The organism is Pseudoblastomonas aquimaris (genome assembly GCF_035481675.1).
In the GTDB taxonomy this organism is placed as follows: domain Bacteria; phylum Pseudomonadota; class Alphaproteobacteria; order Sphingomonadales; family Sphingomonadaceae; genus Alteriqipengyuania_B.
Map to the genome: position 1 here is coordinate 1,024,443 of NZ_JAYJJW010000001.1, position 19,368 is coordinate 1,043,810.

21 protein-coding genes are annotated in these 19,368 nt (G+C 65.6%); 12 read left to right on the forward strand and 9 right to left on the reverse strand.

Annotated features, from left to right (window positions below; all coding sequences use genetic code 11):
- The first annotated feature begins 13 nt into the window (after window positions 1–13).
- From VCJ71_RS04970 to VCJ71_RS04990, 5 genes are all read left to right on the forward strand, one after another.
- Window positions 14–889: a F0F1 ATP synthase subunit gamma gene (locus VCJ71_RS04970; protein WP_324639568.1), complete on the forward strand. Its 876-nt coding sequence runs from the start codon at window positions 14–16 to the stop codon at window positions 887–889.
- Window positions 889–1,191: a hypothetical protein gene (locus tag VCJ71_RS04975; RefSeq protein WP_324639570.1), complete on the forward strand. Its 303-nt coding sequence runs from the start codon at window positions 889–891 to the stop codon at window positions 1,189–1,191. Before VCJ71_RS04970 ends, VCJ71_RS04975 begins: the two co-directional genes overlap by 1 nt.
- 43 nt (window positions 1,192–1,234) lie before the next feature.
- Entirely contained in the window at window positions 1,235–2,692 is a 1,458-nt protein-coding gene (atpD, locus tag VCJ71_RS04980) for a F0F1 ATP synthase subunit beta (RefSeq protein ID WP_324639571.1), read from the forward strand.
- A gap of 5 nt (window positions 2,693–2,697) precedes the next feature.
- On the forward strand, window positions 2,698–2,955 hold the full coding sequence (locus VCJ71_RS04985) for an ATP synthase F1 subunit epsilon (RefSeq protein WP_324639573.1): 258 nt from the start codon (window positions 2,698–2,700) through the stop codon (window positions 2,953–2,955).
- 179 nt (window positions 2,956–3,134) lie between these two features.
- Window positions 3,135–3,365 carry a DUF1153 domain-containing protein gene (locus VCJ71_RS04990; protein ID WP_324639575.1) on the forward strand — a complete coding sequence of 77 codons (231 nt, stop codon included), beginning with the start codon at window positions 3,135–3,137 and terminating at the stop codon, window positions 3,363–3,365.
- 105 nt (window positions 3,366–3,470) lie between these two features.
- Here VCJ71_RS04990 and VCJ71_RS04995 read toward each other — a convergent pair whose 3' ends face one another.
- Complete coding sequence (locus tag VCJ71_RS04995) at window positions 3,471–3,728, reverse strand: hypothetical protein (protein WP_324639577.1); 258 nt, start codon at window positions 3,726–3,728, stop codon at window positions 3,471–3,473.
- 66 nt (window positions 3,729–3,794) lie between these two features.
- A complete protein-coding gene (locus tag VCJ71_RS05000; RefSeq protein WP_324639579.1) occupies window positions 3,795–4,694 on the reverse strand; it encodes a DMT family transporter in 900 nt (299 codons plus the stop codon).
- Window positions 4,695–4,823: 129 nt separating this feature from the next.
- Here VCJ71_RS05000 and VCJ71_RS05005 point away from each other — a divergent pair, with 129 nt between their 5' ends.
- The 3 genes from VCJ71_RS05005 to VCJ71_RS05015 are packed head-to-tail and all read left to right on the forward strand — an operon-like array spanning window position 4,824 to window position 8,540.
- Window positions 4,824–5,831 carry a glycosyltransferase family 2 protein gene (locus tag VCJ71_RS05005; RefSeq protein WP_324639580.1) on the forward strand — a complete coding sequence of 336 codons (1,008 nt, stop codon included), beginning with the start codon at window positions 4,824–4,826 and terminating at the stop codon, window positions 5,829–5,831.
- 4 nt (window positions 5,832–5,835) lie between these two features.
- On the forward strand, window positions 5,836–7,458 hold the full coding sequence (locus VCJ71_RS05010) for a hypothetical protein (RefSeq protein WP_324639581.1): 1,623 nt from the start codon (window positions 5,836–5,838) through the stop codon (window positions 7,456–7,458).
- The gene (locus VCJ71_RS05015) at window positions 7,458–8,540 is read left to right on the forward strand and encodes a glycosyltransferase family 4 protein (RefSeq protein ID WP_324639582.1); all 1,083 of its coding nucleotides are present in this window, start codon (window positions 7,458–7,460) and stop codon (window positions 8,538–8,540) included. Before VCJ71_RS05010 ends, VCJ71_RS05015 begins: the two co-directional genes overlap by 1 nt.
- On the opposite strand, the gene VCJ71_RS05020 is transcribed toward VCJ71_RS05015, so the two are convergent.
- Genes VCJ71_RS05020 through VCJ71_RS05030 form a run of 3 tightly spaced genes read right to left on the reverse strand, consistent with a single transcriptional unit; the run spans window position 8,507 to window position 11,354 of the window.
- Window positions 8,507–9,301, reverse strand: coding sequence for a glycosyltransferase family 2 protein (locus tag VCJ71_RS05020; protein WP_324640875.1), 795 nt, complete (start codon window positions 9,299–9,301; stop codon window positions 8,507–8,509). The two genes, VCJ71_RS05015 and VCJ71_RS05020, sit on opposite strands and share 34 nt — an antisense overlap.
- A complete protein-coding gene (locus VCJ71_RS05025) occupies window positions 9,301–10,044 on the reverse strand; it encodes a glycosyltransferase family 2 protein (protein WP_324639584.1) in 744 nt (247 codons plus the stop codon). The genes VCJ71_RS05020 and VCJ71_RS05025 overlap by 1 nt, the downstream gene beginning before the upstream one ends.
- The gene (locus tag VCJ71_RS05030) at window positions 10,041–11,354 is read right to left on the reverse strand and encodes an oligosaccharide flippase family protein (protein WP_324639586.1); all 1,314 of its coding nucleotides are present in this window, start codon (window positions 11,352–11,354) and stop codon (window positions 10,041–10,043) included. Before VCJ71_RS05030 ends, VCJ71_RS05025 begins: the two co-directional genes overlap by 4 nt.
- Before the next feature lie 242 nt (window positions 11,355–11,596).
- Between VCJ71_RS05030 and VCJ71_RS05035 the strand changes: the two genes are divergently transcribed.
- Window positions 11,597–13,120 carry a CpaF family protein gene (locus VCJ71_RS05035; protein WP_324639588.1) on the forward strand — a complete coding sequence of 508 codons (1,524 nt, stop codon included), beginning with the start codon at window positions 11,597–11,599 and terminating at the stop codon, window positions 13,118–13,120.
- Here the strand turns inward: VCJ71_RS05035 and VCJ71_RS05040 are convergent.
- Window positions 13,117–13,395 carry a hypothetical protein gene (locus VCJ71_RS05040; RefSeq protein WP_324639590.1) on the reverse strand — a complete coding sequence of 93 codons (279 nt, stop codon included), beginning with the start codon at window positions 13,393–13,395 and terminating at the stop codon, window positions 13,117–13,119. The genes VCJ71_RS05035 and VCJ71_RS05040 overlap by 4 nt on opposite strands.
- Window positions 13,396–13,438: 43 nt before the next feature.
- Here VCJ71_RS05040 and VCJ71_RS05045 point away from each other — a divergent pair, with 43 nt between their 5' ends.
- Window positions 13,439–14,347, forward strand: coding sequence for a DMT family transporter (locus VCJ71_RS05045; RefSeq protein ID WP_324639592.1), 909 nt, complete (start codon window positions 13,439–13,441; stop codon window positions 14,345–14,347).
- Here VCJ71_RS05045 and VCJ71_RS05050 read toward each other — a convergent pair.
- Complete coding sequence (locus VCJ71_RS05050; protein WP_324639594.1) at window positions 14,340–15,884, reverse strand: fatty acid--CoA ligase; 1,545 nt, start codon at window positions 15,882–15,884, stop codon at window positions 14,340–14,342. The genes VCJ71_RS05045 and VCJ71_RS05050 overlap by 8 nt on opposite strands.
- Window positions 15,885–16,004: 120 nt before the next feature.
- On the opposite strand from VCJ71_RS05050, the gene VCJ71_RS05055 reads away from it, so the two are divergent.
- Both VCJ71_RS05055 and VCJ71_RS05060 read left to right on the forward strand, forming a co-directional pair.
- The gene (locus VCJ71_RS05055) at window positions 16,005–16,133 is read left to right on the forward strand and encodes an entericidin A/B family lipoprotein (RefSeq protein ID WP_290135590.1); all 129 of its coding nucleotides are present in this window, start codon (window positions 16,005–16,007) and stop codon (window positions 16,131–16,133) included.
- Between the two features lie 73 nt (window positions 16,134–16,206).
- Window positions 16,207–16,335: an entericidin A/B family lipoprotein gene (locus VCJ71_RS05060; protein ID WP_324639598.1), complete on the forward strand. Its 129-nt coding sequence runs from the start codon at window positions 16,207–16,209 to the stop codon at window positions 16,333–16,335.
- An 18-nt stretch (window positions 16,336–16,353) separates the two neighbouring features.
- Here the strand turns inward: VCJ71_RS05060 and gcvPB are convergent, their stop codons facing one another.
- Both gcvPB and gcvPA read right to left on the reverse strand, forming a co-directional pair.
- Window positions 16,354–17,979, reverse strand: coding sequence for an aminomethyl-transferring glycine dehydrogenase subunit GcvPB (gene gcvPB, locus VCJ71_RS05065; protein WP_324639599.1), 1,626 nt, complete (start codon window positions 17,977–17,979; stop codon window positions 16,354–16,356).
- Entirely contained in the window at window positions 17,976–19,346 is a 1,371-nt protein-coding gene (gcvPA, locus tag VCJ71_RS05070; protein ID WP_324639600.1) for an aminomethyl-transferring glycine dehydrogenase subunit GcvPA, read from the reverse strand. Before gcvPA ends, gcvPB begins: the two co-directional genes overlap by 4 nt.
- Between the last annotated feature and the right edge of the window lie 22 nt (window positions 19,347–19,368).

Below are 19,368 nucleotides of genomic sequence, written 5' to 3' on the forward strand. Positions count from 1 at the left end.
CTAGGGAGCCGACATGGCCTCGCTGAAAGAACTCAAGGGTCGGATCAACTCGGTCAAGTCGACCCAGAAGATCACCAAGGCCAAGCAGATGGTCGCTGCGGCCAAGCTGCGCCGTGCGCAGGCGGCGGCGGAAGCCGCGCGCCCATATGCCACGCGGCTGGCCGACGTGATGGCCTCGCTCGCAAGTAAGGTCAGCGGTGACGGCGCGCCGAAGCTGCTGGCCGGCACCGGCAACGACCAGCGCCACCTCCTCGTCCTCGTCAACACCGACAAGGGCCTGTGCGGCGGCCTCAACGCCAACCTCGTCAAGGCTGCGAAGCTCAAGGCGAAGGAATTGCTGGCGCAGGGCAAGGACGTGCAGTTCTACCTCGTCGGCAAGAAGGGCCGCGCGCCGATCAAGCGCGACTATGCCGACCGGATCGAACAGCATTTCGACACCAGCACCGTGCGCAATCCCGGTTTCGAGGAAGCCGAGAGCATTGCGGCCGAGCTGATCGAAATGTTCGAAGGCGGCAAGTTCGATATCGCGCACCTGATCTTCCCGACCTTCAAGTCGGCGCTGGTGCAGGAACCCACGATCAACCAGCTGATCCCCGTCCCAGCACCGGAAACGGACGCGGCGGTCGGCAGCGACGCGGTCGTGGAATACGAACCCGGCGAGGAAGAAATTCTCGAAGAGCTGCTGCCGCGCTACGTCAAGACGCAGGTCTTCGGCGCGCTGCTGGAAATCGCCGCGTCGGAACAGGGCGCATCGATGACCGCGATGGACAACGCCACGCGCAACGCCGGCGACCTGATCAGCAAGCTCACCATCCAGTACAACCGCAGCCGCCAGGCCGCGATCACCACCGAACTGATTGAAATCATTGCAGGCGCGGAAGCGCTTTAATGCGCGCCTACTCGTTCTGTTGCGCAGTCTTATTAATTGGAGGTTGTTCAGAAGAAGTAGTCAGTGATCAAGTTGAGCCGACTCAAACCGTCGACGTGGCAGCGCTCGTAGAGACCGCGGTCGCCGAATGCGCGAATGAGACTGCCAACGCCGATCAAAACTTGATCCCAGGAGCAAATGAGGTTTGCTTGGCCGAAAAGGCGAATGCAGCACCATTATTGGCAAGAGCCGCTATCTGCTCTGAAGCCAAGGCTTGGGCCGGGTTCATGGATGATGAAATCTGCTACATCGACGCTGAATAGTCCCACAAACATCGACCGAGAATCACTTAGGTAGGAAACGAACATGGCCACCGCCCCCGTACTCAACCAGACCACCAACGGCACGATCGCCCAGGTCATCGGCGCCGTCGTCGACGTGCAGTTCGAAGGCGAACTGCCGGCGATCCTTACCGCGCTCGAAACGAAGAACGGCGACAACACGCTGATCCTCGAAGTCGCGCAGCACCTCGGCGAGAACACCGTGCGCACCATCGCGATGGACGGCACGGACGGCCTCACCCGCGGCCAGGAAGTGATCAACACCGGCTCGCAAATCTCGGTGCCGGTCGGCCCGAAGACTCTCGGCCGCATCATGAATGTTGTCGGCGAGGCGATCGACGAGCGCGGCCCCATCGGTGCCGAGCAGACCATGCCGATCCACGCCGAAGCTCCGCTCTTCGTCGACCAGTCGACCGAAGCGGCCATTCTCGTCACGGGCATCAAGGTGATCGACCTTCTCGCCCCGTACGCACGTGGCGGCAAGATCGGCCTGTTCGGCGGTGCCGGCGTGGGCAAGACCGTGCTGATCCAGGAACTGATCAACAACATCGCAAAGGGTCACGGCGGCGTGTCCGTGTTCGCCGGCGTGGGTGAGCGTACCCGCGAAGGGAACGACCTCTATCACGAATTCCTCGACGCCGGCGTTATCGCCAAGGACGCCGACGGCAACGCCACGTCCGACGGTTCCAAGGTGGCGCTCGTCTTCGGCCAGATGAACGAGCCTCCGGGCGCGCGTGCCCGCGTTGCCCTGTCGGGCCTGACCATGGCGGAATACTTCCGCGACGTGGAAGGCCAGGACGTGCTGTTCTTCGTCGACAATATCTTCCGCTTCACCCAGGCGGGTTCGGAAGTGTCGGCGCTGCTCGGCCGTATCCCGTCTGCCGTGGGCTACCAGCCGACCCTGTCGACCGACATGGGTAATTTGCAGGAACGCATCACCTCCACCACCAAGGGCTCGATCACCTCGGTGCAGGCAATCTACGTTCCCGCCGACGACCTTACCGACCCTGCACCGGCCACCTCGTTCGCGCACTTGGATGCAACGACCACGCTGAGCCGCGCGATTTCGGAGCTGGGCATCTACCCGGCGGTCGACCCGCTCGACTCCACCAGCCGCGTGCTCGAACCGCGCGTCGTGGGCCAGGAGCACTACGAAACTGCGCGCCGCGTCCAGGAAACGCTGCAGAAGTACAAGAGCCTGCAGGACATCATCGCCATTCTCGGGATGGACGAGCTGTCGGAAGAGGACAAGCTGACCGTGCAGCGCGCACGCAAGATCCAGCGCTTCCTGTCGCAGCCGTTCCACGTGGCGGAAGTCTTCACCAACATCCCGGGCGAATTCGTCCAGCTGGAAGACACGGTGAAGTCGTTCAAGGCCGTGGTCGATGGCGAGTACGACCACCTGCCGGAAAGCGCCTTCTACATGGTCGGCGGCATCGACCAGGCGGTCGCCAAGGCCAAGAAGATGGCGGACGAGGCGTAAGGCACATGGCCCTTCACTTCGAACTGGTGACCCCGGCCAAGCTGGTCCGTTCGGAAGACGTCCACATGGTCGTCGTCCCCGGCAGCGAGGGCGAATTCGGTGTGCTGGAAGGCCACGCGCCTTTCATGTCGACCATCCGCGACGGCGCGGTCCAGGTCTACAAGACCGAAGGCGCTGCCCCCGAAGAGATCAAGGTCCGCGGCGGTTTCGCCGAGGTCGGCGAGAACGGTCTTACCGTTTTGGCGGAACACGTCGAAGGCTGATCGATTCGATCAGGACCTGAAAGACAGAGGGCGGCCCCATGGGTCGCCCTTTTTCGTGGACGAAGCGGCACGGTAAACGGGCCTGCAACCACAGCGCGAAAGGCAGGGTTAGGCCTTTAGGGCGAAATTACCCATGCAACGGGGACAAACGAGGGGGCACCACGAAGGAGCACTCGCCCATGTCGCAATCAGTATCCGATATCCGCGGCCCCGCCGCCCAGCGCCGTGAGAACCGCGCCGCGAAGGCCAAGCTGCCGCCCAGCTACGACGTCCACTGGTCGCAGCGCCGCAAGGCCGAAGTCGTTCGCGCCGTGCGGGACAAGCTGATCACTTTCGATGAAGCGCGCTGGCGCTACCTGCTCAGCCGCAGCGAATTCGAAAGCTGGGAGCAGGAACTGGAAGACGCCTGAGGTCCACCCGGTTCAGTCGGGCCTTCGGCAAAATCGCACCTGCCACGAAAAAGGGGCGCGACCATCTGGCCGCGCCCCCTTTTTTGTTCGCTTGAAGCGAAAGGCTTACATGGCGCCTTCGTCGACAGCGTCTTCGTTCATGTCGCCAGCTTCGCCCATGGCGTCAGCTTCGGCATCCAGAGCTTCTTCAGCTGCTTCGTCACCCTGTGCTTCGGCGAGGTCGGCCTGCTCTTCAAGAAGGTCTTCCTGCGATTCAGCTTCCTGCTCAACCAGGTCTTCCTGAGCTTCCTGCTCCGACTCGGCGCAAGCGGCGAGCGAAAGAGCGGCTGCAGCAGCCATCGAGGTCATGATCAATTTACGCATGGGATCTCCCTGTTTCTTTGCGTTGGTTCCCAACCACAATGGCCGAATGCCGGATGGGTTCCGGCTTTATGGCGAAATTTTGGCAGACTGCAAGCGGCCGGCATTCCACAGGTACAATCCTGCCCCGATAATTAGCGCTGCCCCGACAAGGGTTTGCCAATCTGGAATGTCGCCGAACAGGACGATACCGAGCAGCGTGGCGACGAGCATCTGGACGTAGGTCATCGGCGCAACCGTGGCCGCCCCGGCGCGTGTCGTGCCGAGATAGACCAGCCAGTGGGCCGTCGTCGCCGTTACCGCGACCACCGCGCAGCGCAGCGCGACGTGCCATTGCGGCCAGCCTATCGCCAGCTCCGGCAGGCCGCTCGCCACCCCCAGCAGGGCTGCGGTCACCAGTATCGGCGCGGCGATCGAGGCGATCGAGAACTGCATCGCCAGCGGGCTCGCCAATCTGGCGGACATGCGGTTGCCGATCATCACGAAGCTCATCCCGATGGCGGAGCCCAGCGGCAGCAACGCAGACCAGTCGAAATCGGCCGGATCAGGGCGCAGCACCAGCATGACGCCGGCAAACCCCGTGACCAGCGAGATCCACGTCTCTTTGCGCGATTCCTCCCCCAGCATCACGATGGCGAGCACGGCTGTCAGCATCGGGCTGGTGAAGACGATCGCCGTTGCGGTGGCCAGTGGCATCACGAACACCGCGCTGAAGAAGCAGAGCGTCGCAAACGCCACCCCGGCGCCGCGCATCAGCTGCACGCCCGGGCGCGGCAGGCGGAAACCGCCCGCCCCTTCCCGCCGGTACAGCAGCACGCCGAGACCGATGGCACCGAGCGTATAGCGCAGCGCCGCAACCCCGGTCGGCGGCCAGGCCCCGGCCATCGTCTTGATGATCGCATCGCCCACCGACAGGAAGGCAAATCCTGCCAGGGCAAAAAGCAATCCGCTGCGTTCGTCCTGCTGCATGCCGCGCGCTTTGGCAGGCTGCGGCGCAAAAGCAAGCGCGGGCCCGCGTGGCAGCGGCTCGCCATGGTTTACCATTCCTTAAGCCCGATGCGCGAAAGCCGGTTCGAACGGGGGCGAATTGCGGCACACATGACCAAGCTGATCATCCAGATTCCCTGCCTGAACGAGGCGGAGGACCTGCCGGCCACATTGGCGGCCCTGCCCCGCCATGTGCCGGGCATCGACACGGTCGAATATCTCGTCATCGACGACGGTTCGAGCGACGACACCGCCGGCATCGCCGCGCGCTGGGGCGTCCATCACATCGTCCGCCATCGCCGCAACCGGGGCCTTGCCGCCGCCTTCCAGAGCGGGGTGCGCGAGGCGCTGGCGCAAGGGGCGGACGTCATCGTCAACACCGATGCAGACGGGCAATACGAAGGTGCGGACATCGCGCTGCTGGTCGCGCCGGTGCTGGAAGGCCGCGCCGATATCGTCGTGGGCGACCGGGGCGTGGCGAAGAACGCGCATTTCGGCGGCTTCAAGCGCCGCCTGCAGCGCCTCGGCAGTGCCGCCGTGCGCAAGCTCAGCGCCACCGACATCACCGATGCCGTCAGCGGCTTTCGCGCCTTCAGCCGCGATGCCGCCCAGCGCCTGACGATCACAACCGAATTCAGCTATACCACCGACATGCTGATTCAGGCCGGGCGCAAGCGCATGGCCATCGCCAGCGTGCCGATCCGCACCCACGCGACCCCGCGCCCCAGCCGCCTGTTCCGCAGCGTGCCGCGCTTTATCATGCAGACCGGCGTCACAATGGCGCGGGCCTATACGATGTACAATCCGCTGCGCGCCTTTGTTGGCAGCGGCCTCGTGGTCGCGCTGGTGGGGATGGTCCCGCTTTTGCGCTTCGTGTGGTTCTACCTGCAGGGACAGGGTGACGGGCACATCCAGTCGATCGTGATGGGCGGGGCGCTGCTCGTCATCGGGGTGCTCCTGTGCATCCTCGGAGTGCTGGCCGACCTGGTTGCCGCCAACCGCAAGCTGCTCGAGGCGAACCTGCTCGAGATCCGGCAACTGCGCGAGAAGGTCGATGCGCAGGCAAAGGCCTTCTCTGACTCCTCCGATGAACACCCGCGCCGGTCGGCCACGGGATAGGCGCATGCAGACCGCAATCGCCCGGCGTCCGACCTTCAGCCTCCCCGCCTGGCTCGCCGACGGGCGCACGCTCGCCATGGCCTGCGGCCTCGCTATCTTGGCCATGCAGGTCGAACTGATTTTCGCCAAAAGCGTGAACTGGGACGAATTCTTCGGTTTCGGCCAGATCCACCAGTGGCTGCGCGGCGAGCCGGTGCCGGTCCTGCAGGTGCCCTATGTCTACCTGTTCGGCTGGGTGCCAGGCTTGCCCGGTGGTGCCATCGACCACATCTTGGCCATCCGGGCGCTGATCCTGCCGTTCGAACTGCTCACCGCTGCCGTGATCTTCGACCTCGCCCGCCGCTTTGCCAGCCGCAATGCCGCACTGCTGGCGGCGATGTCCTATATCGGCGGGGGACACGTGTTCCTCCACGCCTTCGCCCTGCGCGCCGACATGATTGCGGCAAGCCTGCTGATGGGCGTGCTGTGGGTGGTCCTCACCCGGCCGCTTCGCTTGCCCGCGCTGGTGGGCGCCGCGCTTCTCTTCGCCCTTGCAATGATCGCCACGATCAAGAGCGTCCTCTATGCGCCCGCAATCCTTGCCGCCCTGTGGTGGCGCCGGGACAGCCTGCCCCTGCGTCTCCTGATGCCCGCTGCGGCAGTGGCGGCAGGCCTGGGCCTCGTCGCCCTGATCGCGACAGGGGCTGCCGGTCCGTTGGTTGCGATGGCAGCCTCGTCTGCCGAACGCATGTTCGATGGCGGGCTGTTCCCGCAAGGCGGCTATCTCGCCGACCAGCTGCTGACCGCACCGATCCTCACGATCATGTTGCTCGCCGGCGCTGTCGTCCTGTGGCAGCGGTGCCGGCAGGCCCTGCCCTTCCTCGCCGCGTGCCTCGTGCCGCTGCTGGCCGTCGCGATCTATCGCAACGCCTTTCCCTATTACTACGTCTTTGCGCTGCCGCCTGCGATGATGGTCGCCGCGGCCGGGGCGGACTGGATGCAGACGCGTTATGGCCTTGCGCCCGTCGCTGCCGTGCTGGCGCTCAATGCGCTTGCCCTCTCCCTCTCGGAAAACCGCCAGGTCCTGCGCGACCAGCGCACCGTGCACGCGGGGATCGCCGAGATTTTCCCCGAGTCTGTCACCTATATCGACGATGCCGCTTTCGTCGGCCCCTTCCCCCGCGCGGTGCATCACTTCGCGAGCGGCTGGGGCCTGTCGGGCTATCGCGCCGGAGGCGTGCCGAGCTATCGCATGGCGATGGAGCAGCGCGTCGTCCCCTTCCTGCTGCGCGAAGGCCCGGCGATGGAGAATTTCGATCCGGCAAGGGACGGCGAATTGACACTGCTGGGCGAAGATACCGCGGCCTTGCGCGACAGTTACATCCGCCACTGGGGCAAGGTCTTCGTGGCCGGCAAGCGGATCGGTCCGGGGACGGGGCGGATCGAGGTGCTGGTACCGGGCACCTACACCGTCGAGGGCTCCGCCGTCACCGTCGACGGCCAGACCCATGCACCGGGCCGGACGGTCGTCTTGCAGCGCGGCGAACATGCGGTGTCTGCGCAGGCGCCCGCGACCTTGCGCTGGGGAGACCATTTGCCGCGCCCGGCCTTTGCGTGGCCCGACGGGGCGCTCTACACCAACTATTGATGACCGCGCCGCGCATCCTGTTCGTGACCCGCAAGTGGGCACCCGCGATCGGCGGGATGGAGACCTACAGTCACCGCCTCAGCGAGGAGCTTGCCGGCATAGAGCCGGTCGAAGTGGTCGCCCTGCCCGGCCGCGACGACGGTTCACCGCCCTCCGCAGCGGCCTTGCTCGGCTTCCCCTTTACCGTTTTGCGCCGCTGGTTCGCGCGCGACACCGTGCCCGAAGTGCTGCATCTCGGCGACATGGCGATCTGGCCGCTCGGCCTGCTGGCAAAGCTGTTCGCGCCGGGACGGCAGGTGGTGCTTTCCGCCCATGGTACGGACGTATCCTACCCTGCGCGCGGGGGCTTTCTCGGCAAGGCTTACGGCGCTTACCAAAGGCTAGGTGCGCGGCTTCTGGGACGGCGCGCAGCGGTGGTGGCCAATTCGGATACTACGGCGGAGGCGGCCCGCGGACTGGGCTGGCACGTCGCGGCGATCGTGCCGTTGGGGACGGATCTGCGCGCGCCTCAGGAACCCGAACAACACACCGACGAAATCCTTTTCGCCGGCCGCCTCGTCACCCGCAAGGGTTGCGGGTGGTTCGTGCGCGAGGTCCTGCCGCTGCTGCCGGAGCGCTTCACGCTCGCCGTGGCGGGGACCGGCTGGAAGGATGAAGAAGCCTTCGTGACCCGACACGCGCGCGTGCGTTTCCTTGGCGGGCTCGACCAGGCCAAGCTCGCCCGCGCCTATGGCCGGGCGCTGTGCGTCATCGTGCCCAATATCGAGCTTGCGAACGGCGAATTCGAAGGGTTCGGCCTCGTCGCGCCGGAAGCGGCCGCGTGCGGCGGCGTGGTCCTTGCCGCGCGAACCGGCGGCCTGACCAGCGCCGTGCGTGACGGTGAGACCGGGTTCCTTCTGCCGCCCGGCGATGCCGCAAAGTGGAGAGCGCAGATCGAGGCAGTCGCGGAATGGAGCGAGGCTGAGCGTTCGGACTTTACCCGTAATGCAGCGAAGGTCGCGACCGAACATTACAGCTGGCCCCGCGCGGCGCGCGAGACCTTTGCCGTTTACGCGCTGCCTTCGCCCGCTTTCCAGGCCTGATTGCGTAGTTGCAGGTTCGATAGGCCACGCTTCGCGAAACGGCGGCGCAGGAATTTGTCGAAGAACCAGCTTTCGCGGCCGGCGGGAACCAGCTTGTAGAGCAGTCTCTCCAGCCGGTTCCAGTGCGCGTCGCTGCGATCGCTGCGCCGGTCCGAAGCACGGCAAACGAGGCGCGGATCATAGGCAATGCCGCCGTATTCGCGCACGCGGCAGACGATTTCGTGGTCTTCCAGCACAAACGGCCAGCGCGCCGGATCGAAGCCGCCCGCCTGCTCCAGCGCGTCGCGCCGGAAGGCTTGCGCACACCCCCCGCCGTGGCATTTGCGCGGCCACAATGCGATCTGCATCCGCTTGCTCGGCGAGACCTGCGAACGACGCTGGTCGGAGCCGGTGTTAATACCGATCACCATGGCGGCGTCGGGGTTGGCATCGAAAGCGGCGAGCAGCCTTTCGACGTAGTCGGGCGGGTAGAATGTGTCGGCGTCCAGCGTGCCGACAAATTCATGCGTAGCGACAGCCATCCCTGCGACAAGCGCGTTGGTCTTGCCCGGCGACGGCTCCGACACGAAACGCCCGCGCAACCGCGGCGATCGATCGAGTTCTGCCTTTGCAATGGCGACCGACCCGTCGGTTGAACCATTATCGACAAGCACCAGCTCGAAGTCCCCGCATGCCTGTGCGGCCAGGCTGGCAAGAGTGTCCGCGATAAAATCCGCTTCGTTGTAGAACGGAAGGACAAAGGTGATGCGCGGTTCGGCCATCAGGCAGCCCGAATGCGCTTGTAAGTCGCATAAAGCGCCCACCAGCCACGATAGAACAACCGCATCGGCAGGTTCGAATGGCGTAAATGAAGGCCTTTCACTTCCAACAATCGTTTTGCCAGCGTCGGCCAATCCGACCGGGTACTTATTCCGGTTTCCGGCATGATCGACAGCGGCATATCTACTGGCTTGCAAACCGCGCCGGCGCGCCGGGCCCTGACCAGCCAATCGTAATCGACCGCGATCCGGTAGGCAGGATCGAAATTCCCGATCCTCTTGAAAAGGCAGAGCTTCGCGAAAAGCCCCTGATGAGGAACAGGCATGAAGAAGAAGCTCCGCATCCCCAGCGTCCCGGCCGGCAAGAGCTGATCGCGATGTTCGCCGCGGAGGATGACGGGAAAGGAAACCAGTTCCTCGCCCTCGAGATGGACGGCGGCCGACGCCAATGCCTCACGATCGATAAAATGATCCTCGGCCTGCAGGACTACCACATAATCGCCACTGGCAAGTTCCACGCCCTTGCGCAAAGCGTCGCCGATCCCCTCGTCGGGTTCGCTGATCCAGGTCACATCCTTGCCGAGCGATTTGAGGAATTCGACCGTGCCATCGGTCGATCCGCCGTCGACGACGATGTGCTCGATATCCGCATAGGTCTGCTCGGCGACGCTGGCGACTGTGGCCTTGAGCCCTGCGAGTGCATTGAAATTGGCGGTGATGACGCTGATCCGTGGTGTGCCGCTCATGACAGTGCCTCCCGCAATTGCGCGCCGTACAGCGCCCACAGGCGCCGCGAGGCGGATACCGGGTCTAGCGCGCGAACCAGCCGGGCCGTCCACGCGCGGGTCTCCGGAAACAGCATTGCCGCGACGATCGTCGCGAACAGGAACGCGAACCACGTGGCAATCGCCGCGCCGGCCCAGCCCCACAGCGGGATCAGCACCGCGTTGAGCGCGATGTTGACTGCTGCAGCCAGGGCGGCCGCGCCGGCCGACTGCCACACCAGCCCGCGCACCGTCAGCAGCGTCCCGAAGGCGAAATAGAGGAAATAAAGCGGGGTTGCGGCACTGAGGGTCAGGACCATCGCCAGCGCCGGGGCGTAAACGGCTCCGAACACCGGCACCAGCAGCAGCGCGCAGCCCAACGCGGTAACGGCGACGACCGGCCATGCGGCCAGCGCGAAAATGTCGAGAACTCGCTGCGAGAAGGTTTCGAAATCGATCGCCGGATCCGCATGGTTGCGCACCGTGGCCGACGTTAGCGTCGCCTGAAGGACGACAGGAACGAACCACGCAAGCTCCGCAAGGCGCGCCGCCAGCCCGTATTGACCGAGTTCCGCCTCGCCCACCATCCAGCCGAGCATCAGCTGGTCCACCCGCATGACCCCGGCCATGCACAGCGTGGCGATCATCAGGGGGAACCCTTCGCGCGAAAGGGCGCGCGCATCCGGTTGCGGGCGGGACGCAGGCATTATCGGCGAAAGCATCAGCCATGCGGCGATCCCGGCGACGGCCGCCAGAACGGCCTCTGCGCTGCGCAGCGCCACCATGGCTTCCAGCGAGGGCGCCTCTATCGCCGCCCACGCCGTCACCGCCGCGATTGCGACGATCACGGCAATGCGCATCGCGGCGAAACGGCCGACCTGTTCGCGGGCCTTGACCGCCGTGGCGAAGCTTTCCCCCGGGCTTACCAGCACGGCCACCAACGCAATGGCGACGATGGTTGCGGTCACACCCTCCGGCGGCGTGCGCATCGCGAAAAGCGCGGCGCCGACCACGGCGGCAAGGAGCATGGCGGGCACGGTCACTCCCATCGCGGCACGCAGGATCGAACGCCCCTTGTCCGGAGCAGCGGCAATGCGGCGCATCACCACCGGCTCCATGCCGAAGCGGGCCAGCGGCAGGACCAGCACGGCAAGCCCGATGGCCCAGCTATAGGCACCGAACCCCGCCGGGCCGAGCGCGCGGGCGACCAGCGTCATGACCGCAAGTCCGGCGAAAAGCCGGGCCAGCATCTCGCCCGAAAGCCATCCGAAATTTGCAAGCAAACGTCGCATCGAAGCGCAGCCGCCCCTTTCCCGTGCTCGCGCATGCCCGCTCGCGCGCGCACCGCAGATACAGCCGTTTCCTAGGCGGGGCGTGGTTAACGCGGTGTAAAACCCCCGGTAAATCGTAAATGCGCGTTTCCAAGGCGATTTCCGGTTTGTTTACCATTCCTGCCTACCACAGCCGGCGTAACAGGGCCCGGCCATGACCGTCGGGCGTCACGGGTCGTATCCGGCCGGGGAGACAGGGAACGATGAGCGCATTTGGACGCAAGGGTGGAGCAAGCGGCTTGGGTGCCGGGTCCCGGCCGAGCTTCGGTGTCGCCAAGCCCATGAAGGGCGGCATCCCCGATCGCGGCGATTCCGTCCCGCCCCCCGGTGGCGAGCAATTCCCTCCTCTGCCCGGGGAAGGCGAAGCGGCGCCGTCCAGCGGCGGCAAGGCGGACCAGGCCGATGCGATGACGCGTCTGGCCGACCGCGCCAACGCCATTCACGAACAGCAGGAAATCGGCGGCTTCGAAGCCAGCGTCCACAAGATCAAGGAACAGGTGCTTCCGCGCCTGCTTGAACGCGTCGATCCCGAAGCGGCAGCCACGCTGACCAAGGACGAGCTGTCGGAAGAATTCCGCCCGATCATCATGGAAGTGCTGGCGGAACTGAAGGTCACGCTGAACCGGCGCGAACAGTTCGCGCTGGAAAAGGTGCTGATCGACGAGCTGCTCGGCTTCGGCCCGCTCGAAGAGCTGCTGAACGATCCCGACGTGTCGGATATCATGGTCAACGGCCCGGACCAGACCTACATCGAAAAGAAGGGCAAGCTGACGATTGCCCCGATCCGTTTCCGCGACGAGAACCACCTGTTCCAGATCGCGCAGCGCATCGTGAACCAGGTCGGCCGCCGCGTCGACCAGACCACGCCGCTGGCCGACGCCCGCCTGAAGGACGGCAGCCGCGTCAACGTCATCGTCCCGCCGCTGTCGCTCAAGGGCACGGCGATCTCGATCCGTAAGTTTTCCGAAAAGCCAATCACGATCGACATGCTCAAGGGCTTCGGCTCGATGAGCGAGAAGATGGCGACCGCGCTGAAGATTGCTGGCGCCAGCCGGATGAACATCGTAATTTCCGGCGGTACGGGCTCGGGCAAGACGACCATGCTCAACGCCCTGTCGAAGATGATCGACCCGGGCGAGCGCGTGCTGACCATCGAAGATGCGGCCGAACTTCGCCTGCAGCAGCCGCACTGGCTGCCGCTGGAAACCCGTCCGCCGAACCTTGAAGGCCAGGGCGCCATTACCATCGGCGACCTCGTGAAGAACGCCCTGCGTATGCGACCCGACCGCATCATCCTGGGCGAAATCCGCGGGGCGGAATGTTTCGACCTGCTCGCCGCCATGAACACGGGTCACGACGGTTCGATGTGTACGCTGCACGCCAACAGCCCGCGCGAATGCCTCGGCCGTATGGAAAACATGATCCTGATGGGCGACATCAAGATCCCGAAGGAAGCCATTTCGCGCCAGATCGCCGAATCGGTCGACCTGATCGTGCAGGTGAAGCGCCTTCGCGACGGTTCGCGCCGCACGACCAACATCACCGAAGTGATCGGGATGGAAGGCGAAGTCATCGTGACGCAGGAACTGTTCAAGTTCGAATATCTGGACGAGGGCGACGACGGCAAGATCGTCGGCGAATACCGCTCGTCCGGCCTGCGTCCCTACACGCTGGAAAAGGCCCGCCAGTACGGTTTCGACCAGGCATTCCTGGAAGCCTGCCTCTAGGGCGCGAGCAAGCCTTTCGCCGCCGCGGCACCCAGCCCGGCGGCGGCAAAGGCGGCAGCAAAGAAAATCCCGTTCCACGGCATCCAGCCGACGCTGTCGATGCGCTTGCGCTTCAGGCGGCGGCGATCCGCGACCAGCGCAAGGATGGCCAGCAGCAGGCAGGCGAGCGCCAGCCACGCAATCTCCTCGGCATCGCTCGCAAAGCGGAAATGATCGGTCACGGCCTGCATCGCGCCGGCCATATGGTGGCACGCGGCCCCGGCGGCAATGGCCACGTGCAGGCTTGCGCCTGCCCCCGCCTGCCCTAAGGCGGGCGCCATGGACGGATCGATCGCCCGCCCCCGACCGATGCTGGCGCTGTTCCTGCGCCTTGCCACGGCGTTGAGCCTGGCGACCATGTCAATGCTGGTGAAGCTGGCGCAGCAGCGCGGTGCGCATCTGGCTGAGCTTATCTTCTGGCGACAGGCCATCACGGTCGCGCTGGTCGGCGGCGGCCTGCTGCTGGCGGGACGGCTCGCCACCGTGCGTACGAAGCGGTTCGGTGCCCACGCCCGGCGCGCCTTGCTCGGCCTCATTGGCATGTTCTTCGTCTACGGCGCCGTCATCCTGCTCCCGCTGGCGGAGGCGACCACGATCAGCTTCACCACACCCATGTTCGCCGTGCTGTTGTCGCTGGTGCTGTTTCGCGAGCGGATCGGCCTCTATCGCTGGGCCGCCGTCGCGATCGGCTTCGCCGGTGTGCTCATCGTGCTGCAGCCGGGCGGCAGCGGTGCGATCGACCCGTTCGGCGCCGCCATCGGCCTGATCGCCGCGCTGTTCGTCGCCCTGATCTCGTTGCAGATCCAGGACCTCAATACCACGGAGAGCCCTTGGAGCATCATCTTCTGGTTCACCGCGCTGACCGCGCCCATCGCCGCGCTCGCCCTGCCCTTCGTGGCGACGGCACACGATCCCGCGACGTGGGGCATCATCCTCGCCATGGCGCTTTGCGGCGCGCTGGCGCAGGTGTTGCTGACGAGCTCGCTGCGCTTCGGCAGCGCGGCGACGATCATCGTGATGGATTACACGTCGCTGATCTGGGCGACGATTTACGGTTTTGCCATCTTCGGCCGCGTGCCGCCCTCCACCTTGTGGATCGGCGCGCCGCTCATCATCCTCGCCGGGCTCGTGATCTTCTACCGCGAACGGCAGATCGCCCGCCGGAAGCCTGCCGAACCGGTCAGTTGACCTGCCGGTCGCGCCCTTCCCAATAGGGTGCGCGCAATTCCCGGCGGAGGATCTTGCCCGAGGGGTTGCGCGGCATCTCCGCGATCAGGTCGACCGATTTCGGCACCTTGTAGGCCGCCACCTGCTCGCGGGCATAGGCGATCACGTCCGCTTCGGTCAGGTCGTGCCCGGGCTTGCACACGACGCAGGCCTTGACCGCCTCGCCCCACTTTTCGTCCGGCACCCCGATCACGGCGACTTCGGCGATGGCCGGGTGGCCGTAGATCGCGCTTTCCACTTCGGCGGGATACACGTTCTCCCCGCCTGAGATGATCATGTCCTTGATGCGGTCCTGGATATAAACATAGCCGTCTTCGTCCATGTAGGCGGCATCGCCGGTGTGCATCCAGCCGCCTTTCAGCGCCTCTGCAGTCGCGTCGGGTTTGCCCCAGTATTCCAGCATGTTGCTGGGTGACTTGATCAGCAATTCGCCGATTTCGCCGCGCGGCAATTCCTCGCCGTCCTCGCCGACGATCATCATCGCCGCGCCCGGTACGGCCTTGCCCGCGCTGCGCATGCGCTTGTTGCCCTCCAGCGTGTGATCCTCCGGCGGCAAGGCGCTGATCGTGCCGGTCGTCTCGGTCATTCCGTAGACCTGCACGAAGCCGGCATTGGGGATGGTCCGCACCGCCTCGCGCAGCAGTTCGAGCGGGATCGGCGCGGCACCGTACATGACGAAGCGCACGGCGGAAAAGTCGGTCTCTTTTGCGCGCGGATGCTGGACGACCATCTGCAAGGCGGCGGGCACGATGAACAGGCGGGTGATCCCTTGGGAGAAGCTGTCGAGCACCCTCTCCGGATTGAATTCCGACTGCACGAGCGCCCGCTTGCCCGCGCTCATCGCCATCACGCCGAGCCCGGTGCCGCCGATATGCGCGCAAGGCATGCAGACGAGGATCGCCTCGTCCTCCTCCCAGATCGCCCACGGCACCCCCGCCTCCTCGCCCGGCAGGCGCAGGGCGAAGAGGTTGCGGTTGGAAAGCACCGCGCCCTTCGGCTTGCCGGTGGTGCCGGAGGTGTAGAGCTGCAGCACCGCATCGTCCGGGCCGGCCGGGACGAAATCGGTGCGGGCGGCTTTGCCGATTGCCTGCCATGCCTCGGCAGGCGGGATGATGGCGGGCGCGTCCGCAATCCCCTCGACCGCCTTTTCCGCCGCGCCGCTGCAATCCTCGCAGGTGAAGAGCAGTTTCGCGCCGGTGTCTTCGAGGATGTAGCGCACCTCAGCAGGCGCGAGTCGCCAGCCCACCGGCGCCATCACGACGCCGAGCCTTGCCGCGCCGTAGAACAGGGTAAAGTAGAGGTCGGAATTCTTGCCGAGCCAGGCGATCCGGTCGCCTTTTGCGAGGCCCCGCTCCGCCAGCATCGCCGCGAACCGGGCGGTGTTGTCCTCGAGCTCGCGCCAGCTTTGCGTGCGGCCGTCCTGCTCCAGCGCGACCGCATCGGGCTTCTCCCCGCTCCAGTGCCGCAGGAAAGCATCGAAGCTCAGCATCTCGTCCATCGCACCTCTCCACGCCCGTTTGCGGGTCCCGATGCATTCAAACAGGAACTTTGGCGGCGGAACAAGCGTTTGGTGGGATCATGACGGTCGGCGATGTGCCGGTCGTGCAAGGAGAACACCATGCGCAAGTTCGTAATCATCGTCGCCGCCACCGGCCTCGCGCTGACCGCCAGCGCCTGCAACACCGTCAAGGGCCTCGGCCAGGACGTGGAATCCGTGGGTGAGGCCGGCGAAGAAGTCATCGACTGATCGCCGCGATCATTCAGCGAAAATCAAGGCCCGCGCCGGTTAAAGGCGCGGGCCTTTGTTTTTGGAGTTTCCAATGCGTCGATTCGTCCTCGTCCTGGCCGCGACCGGCCTCGCCCTCACTGCCCCAGCCTGTAATACGGTGAAGGGCCTCGGAGAGGATATCCAGTCGGTCGGCAGGGCCGGCGAGCGCGCGATCGACTGACCGCGCGCCCGGCGTCGCCTATCGCCCGCCGATCTCGCTCGGCACCGGCTGGCCGGACGGCGCGGGGTCGCCATTCCACACCAGCACCGGCTTGCGGGCAGCCTGCGTTTCGTCGACCCGGCGACGCGGCGTGAAATGCGGCGCGGAATGCAGCGCCTCGTCGCCTGCTTTCGCCCGCTCCGCCACGCTGCGCAGCGCCACGATCAGCCGGTCGAGCCCGTCCTTGCTTTCGGTCTCGGTCGGCTCGACCAGCATCGCGCCGTGGACCACCAGCGGGAAATAGACCGTCATCGGGTGGAACCCCTCGTCGATCAGTCCCTTGGCGATATCCAGCGTCGAGAAACCTTCCGCCAGTCCCGCATCGCTGAACAGTGCCTCGTGCATGCACGGGCCGCTGTGCGCATAGGGCGCATCGAGCAGGTCTTCGAGGCTGCGCAGGATGTAATTGGCGTTGAGCACGCTGTCTTCCGCCACGCGGGCAAGCCCGTCCGCACCGTGGCTGAGCATGTAGGTCAGCGCGCGGGTGAACATCCCCATCTGCCCGTGGAACGCCGCCATGCGGCCGAAGCTGCGCATGACGCCGCCGAAATGTTCGTCGGAGAATGCGTCGGCCTGCTCTTCTTCGACCAGATGCACCACGCCGTCCTTCGTCCGCGCGGTGTAGGGTAGCGGACCGAACGGGCTCAGCGCTTCGGACAGCACGACCGGGCCCGAACCCGGTCCGCCGCCGCCGTGCGGGGTGGAAAAGGTCTTGTGCAGGTTGATGTGCATCGCATCGATGCCGAGGTCGCCGGGGCGGACCTTGCCGACGATGGCGTTGAAGTTCGCACCGTCGCAATAGACGAAGCCGCCGGCTTCGTGGACCGCATCGGAAATCGCCTTCATGTCCGGCTCGAACAAGCCGCAGGTGTTGGGGTTGGTGATCATCACCGCCGCGACATCGGGGCCGAGCCGGTCCTTCAGCGCGGCCAAGTCGACGCGGCCCTCCTTGGTCGCCGGGATCGCCTCCACACGGTAGTTGGCGAAGGCGGCGGTGGCGGGATTGGTGCCGTGCGCGCTTTCCGGCACCAACACCACCTCGCGCGGATCGCCGCGCGCTTCCAGCGCGGCGCGGATGCACAATATGCCGCACAGCTCGCCATGGGCGCCGGCCTTCGGGCTCATCGCGACGCCGTGCATGCCGGTCAGGTCCATCAGCCAGAACGCCAGCTCGTTGATGCATTCTAGCGCACCCTGCACCGTGCCCGTCGGCTGCAGCGGGTGGATGTCGGCAAAGCCCGGCAGGCGCGCGATCTTCTCGTTGAGCCGCGGGTTGTGCTTCATCGTGCAACTGCCCAGCGGGAACGGGCCGAGGTCGATGGCATAATTCTGCCGGCTGAGGCGCGTGTAATGGCGCACCGTCTCCGGCTCGCTGAGGCCCGGCAAAGCCGGCTTTTCGGCACGCAGGTGGCCCGACAGGCTGCCCAGCACCTCGCCTTCCACATCCTCGATATCGACGCCGGTCTGGTCCCAGCCGCCGAGTTCGAAGATCAACTTTTCTTCCAGCATCAGCCCGCGGTCGCCGGTGGCGGTCGGGCTGTCGGGGGCGTCATCGGCGCGGGCGGGAGCAGCCGGGCGCCAGCCCGAGGGATTCACGGCGTTCATGCTGCCTCTCCCGCAAGGATATCCTCGAGTGCGCCGGCCAGCGCCTCGATATCTTCGGTGGTCGTCGTTTCGGTGGCGGTCACGAGCAGCCCGCCGTGGATCGCCTCGTAATCCGGATAGAGCCGGCCGAGTGACACCCCGCCCAGGATCCGGCGATCCGCCAGCGCCCGCACGACCTCGCGCGCGTCGGTCGGCAGCTTGACGCAAAATTCGTTGAAATACGTCCTGTTGACCACTTCGACGCCCGGGATAGCCGACAGGCGGTCCGCCAATTGCCGTGCCCGCAGATGATTGGTCTTCGCCAGTCTGGCGAGGCCCGTTCCGCCGAGCAAGGTGATGTGAATGCTGAAAGCCAGCGCACAAAGCCCTGAATTCGTGCAAATGTTGCTCGTCGCCTTTTCACGGCGGATATGCTGCTCACGGGTCGAGAGCGTCAGCACGAAGCTGCGCTTGCCCTGCGCATCCACAGTTTCTCCACAGAGCCTTCCCGGCATCTGGCGGACGAATTTCTCGCGGCAACCGAACAGGCCGAGATAGGGCCCGCCGAAGTTCAGGCCGACGCCGAGCGACTGCCCCTCGCCCACCACGATATCGGCGCCCAGCTTGCCCGGCGCCTCGATCAGGCCGAGCGCCACGGGTTCCGTGACCACCGCGATCAGCAGCGCGCCCTTCGCGTGCGCGGCATCGGCGATTGTCTGGAGGTTGCCGATCCGGCCGAGTATGTCGGGATACTGCACCACCACGGCGGCGGTCGCGTCGTCAATCCGGCCGATCAGCCCGGCCTCGTCGGGTTCGGGCGCCACGGTAGGCTGCGCATCGGCAATCTCGTCGCCGGTGAACTTCGCCATCGTCTTGATCGTCGCGACGTAATGCGGGTGCAAGGCGCCCGACAGCACCGCCTTCTTGCGCCGCGTAATCCGCCCCGCCATCGCGATCGCTTCCCAGCAGGCGGTCGAGCCGTCGTAGAGCGAGGCGTTGGCGATATCGGTGCCGAACAGCCGCGCGACCTGCGTCTGGAATTCGAACAACACCTGCAGGGTGCCCTGCGCAATTTCCGGCTGGTAGGGCGTGTAGGCCGTCAGGAACTCGCCGCGCTGGATCAGGTGGTCGACGCTGGCCGGGACGTGGTGGCGATAAGCCCCCGCGCCGAGGAAGAAGGGCGCGGCCCCTGCCGAAAGGTTCTTGGCCGCCAGCCGCGTCATGTGCCGTTCCACCGCAAGCTCGCTCGCATGCGGGGGCAGGCCTTCGATCGGACCTTTCAGCCGGGCGGCCTCGGGCACGTCGGTGAACAGGTCGTCGACCGTATCGGCACCGATCACACCGAGCATTTCGGCGCGGTTTTCGGCGGTCAGGGGAAGATATCGCATGTCAGGTTCCGGCAATTGCGGG

What these genes read in the sequence shown, in the direction of transcription:
- VCJ71_RS05055 (WP_290135590.1), top strand. Translation starts at nt 16,005, where the DNA reads ATGCGCAAGTTCGTAATCATCGTCGCCGCCACCGGCCTCGCGCTGACC.
- atpD (WP_324639571.1), top strand. Translation starts at nt 1,235, where the DNA reads ATGGCCACCGCCCCCGTACTCAACCAGACCACCAACGGCACGATCGCC.
- gcvPB (WP_324639599.1), bottom strand. Translation starts at nt 17,979, where the DNA reads ATGAACGCCGTGAATCCCTCGGGCTGGCGCCCGGCTGCTCCCGCCCGC.
- gcvPA (WP_324639600.1), bottom strand. Translation starts at nt 19,346, where the DNA reads ATGCGATATCTTCCCCTGACCGCCGAAAACCGCGCCGAAATGCTCGGT.
- VCJ71_RS04975 (WP_324639570.1), top strand. Translation starts at nt 889, where the DNA reads ATGCGCGCCTACTCGTTCTGTTGCGCAGTCTTATTAATTGGAGGTTGT.
- VCJ71_RS05045 (WP_324639592.1), top strand. Translation starts at nt 13,439, where the DNA reads ATGGACGGATCGATCGCCCGCCCCCGACCGATGCTGGCGCTGTTCCTG.
- VCJ71_RS05030 (WP_324639586.1), bottom strand. Translation starts at nt 11,354, where the DNA reads ATGCGACGTTTGCTTGCAAATTTCGGATGGCTTTCGGGCGAGATGCTG.
- VCJ71_RS05000 (WP_324639579.1), bottom strand. Translation starts at nt 4,694, where the DNA reads ATGCAGCAGGACGAACGCAGCGGATTGCTTTTTGCCCTGGCAGGATTT.
- VCJ71_RS05005 (WP_324639580.1), top strand. Translation starts at nt 4,824, where the DNA reads ATGACCAAGCTGATCATCCAGATTCCCTGCCTGAACGAGGCGGAGGAC.
- VCJ71_RS05060 (WP_324639598.1), top strand. Translation starts at nt 16,207, where the DNA reads ATGCGTCGATTCGTCCTCGTCCTGGCCGCGACCGGCCTCGCCCTCACT.
- VCJ71_RS05015 (WP_324639582.1), top strand. Translation starts at nt 7,458, where the DNA reads ATGACCGCGCCGCGCATCCTGTTCGTGACCCGCAAGTGGGCACCCGCG.
- VCJ71_RS05050 (WP_324639594.1), bottom strand. Translation starts at nt 15,884, where the DNA reads ATGGACGAGATGCTGAGCTTCGATGCTTTCCTGCGGCACTGGAGCGGG.
- VCJ71_RS05020 (WP_324640875.1), bottom strand. Translation starts at nt 9,301, where the DNA reads ATGGCCGAACCGCGCATCACCTTTGTCCTTCCGTTCTACAACGAAGCG.
- VCJ71_RS04990 (WP_324639575.1), top strand. Translation starts at nt 3,135, where the DNA reads ATGTCGCAATCAGTATCCGATATCCGCGGCCCCGCCGCCCAGCGCCGT.
- VCJ71_RS04995 (WP_324639577.1), bottom strand. Translation starts at nt 3,728, where the DNA reads ATGCGTAAATTGATCATGACCTCGATGGCTGCTGCAGCCGCTCTTTCG.
- VCJ71_RS04985 (WP_324639573.1), top strand. Translation starts at nt 2,698, where the DNA reads ATGGCCCTTCACTTCGAACTGGTGACCCCGGCCAAGCTGGTCCGTTCG.
- VCJ71_RS04970 (WP_324639568.1), top strand. Translation starts at nt 14, where the DNA reads ATGGCCTCGCTGAAAGAACTCAAGGGTCGGATCAACTCGGTCAAGTCG.
- VCJ71_RS05035 (WP_324639588.1), top strand. Translation starts at nt 11,597, where the DNA reads ATGAGCGCATTTGGACGCAAGGGTGGAGCAAGCGGCTTGGGTGCCGGG.
- VCJ71_RS05010 (WP_324639581.1), top strand. Translation starts at nt 5,836, where the DNA reads ATGCAGACCGCAATCGCCCGGCGTCCGACCTTCAGCCTCCCCGCCTGG.
- VCJ71_RS05025 (WP_324639584.1), bottom strand. Translation starts at nt 10,044, where the DNA reads ATGAGCGGCACACCACGGATCAGCGTCATCACCGCCAATTTCAATGCA.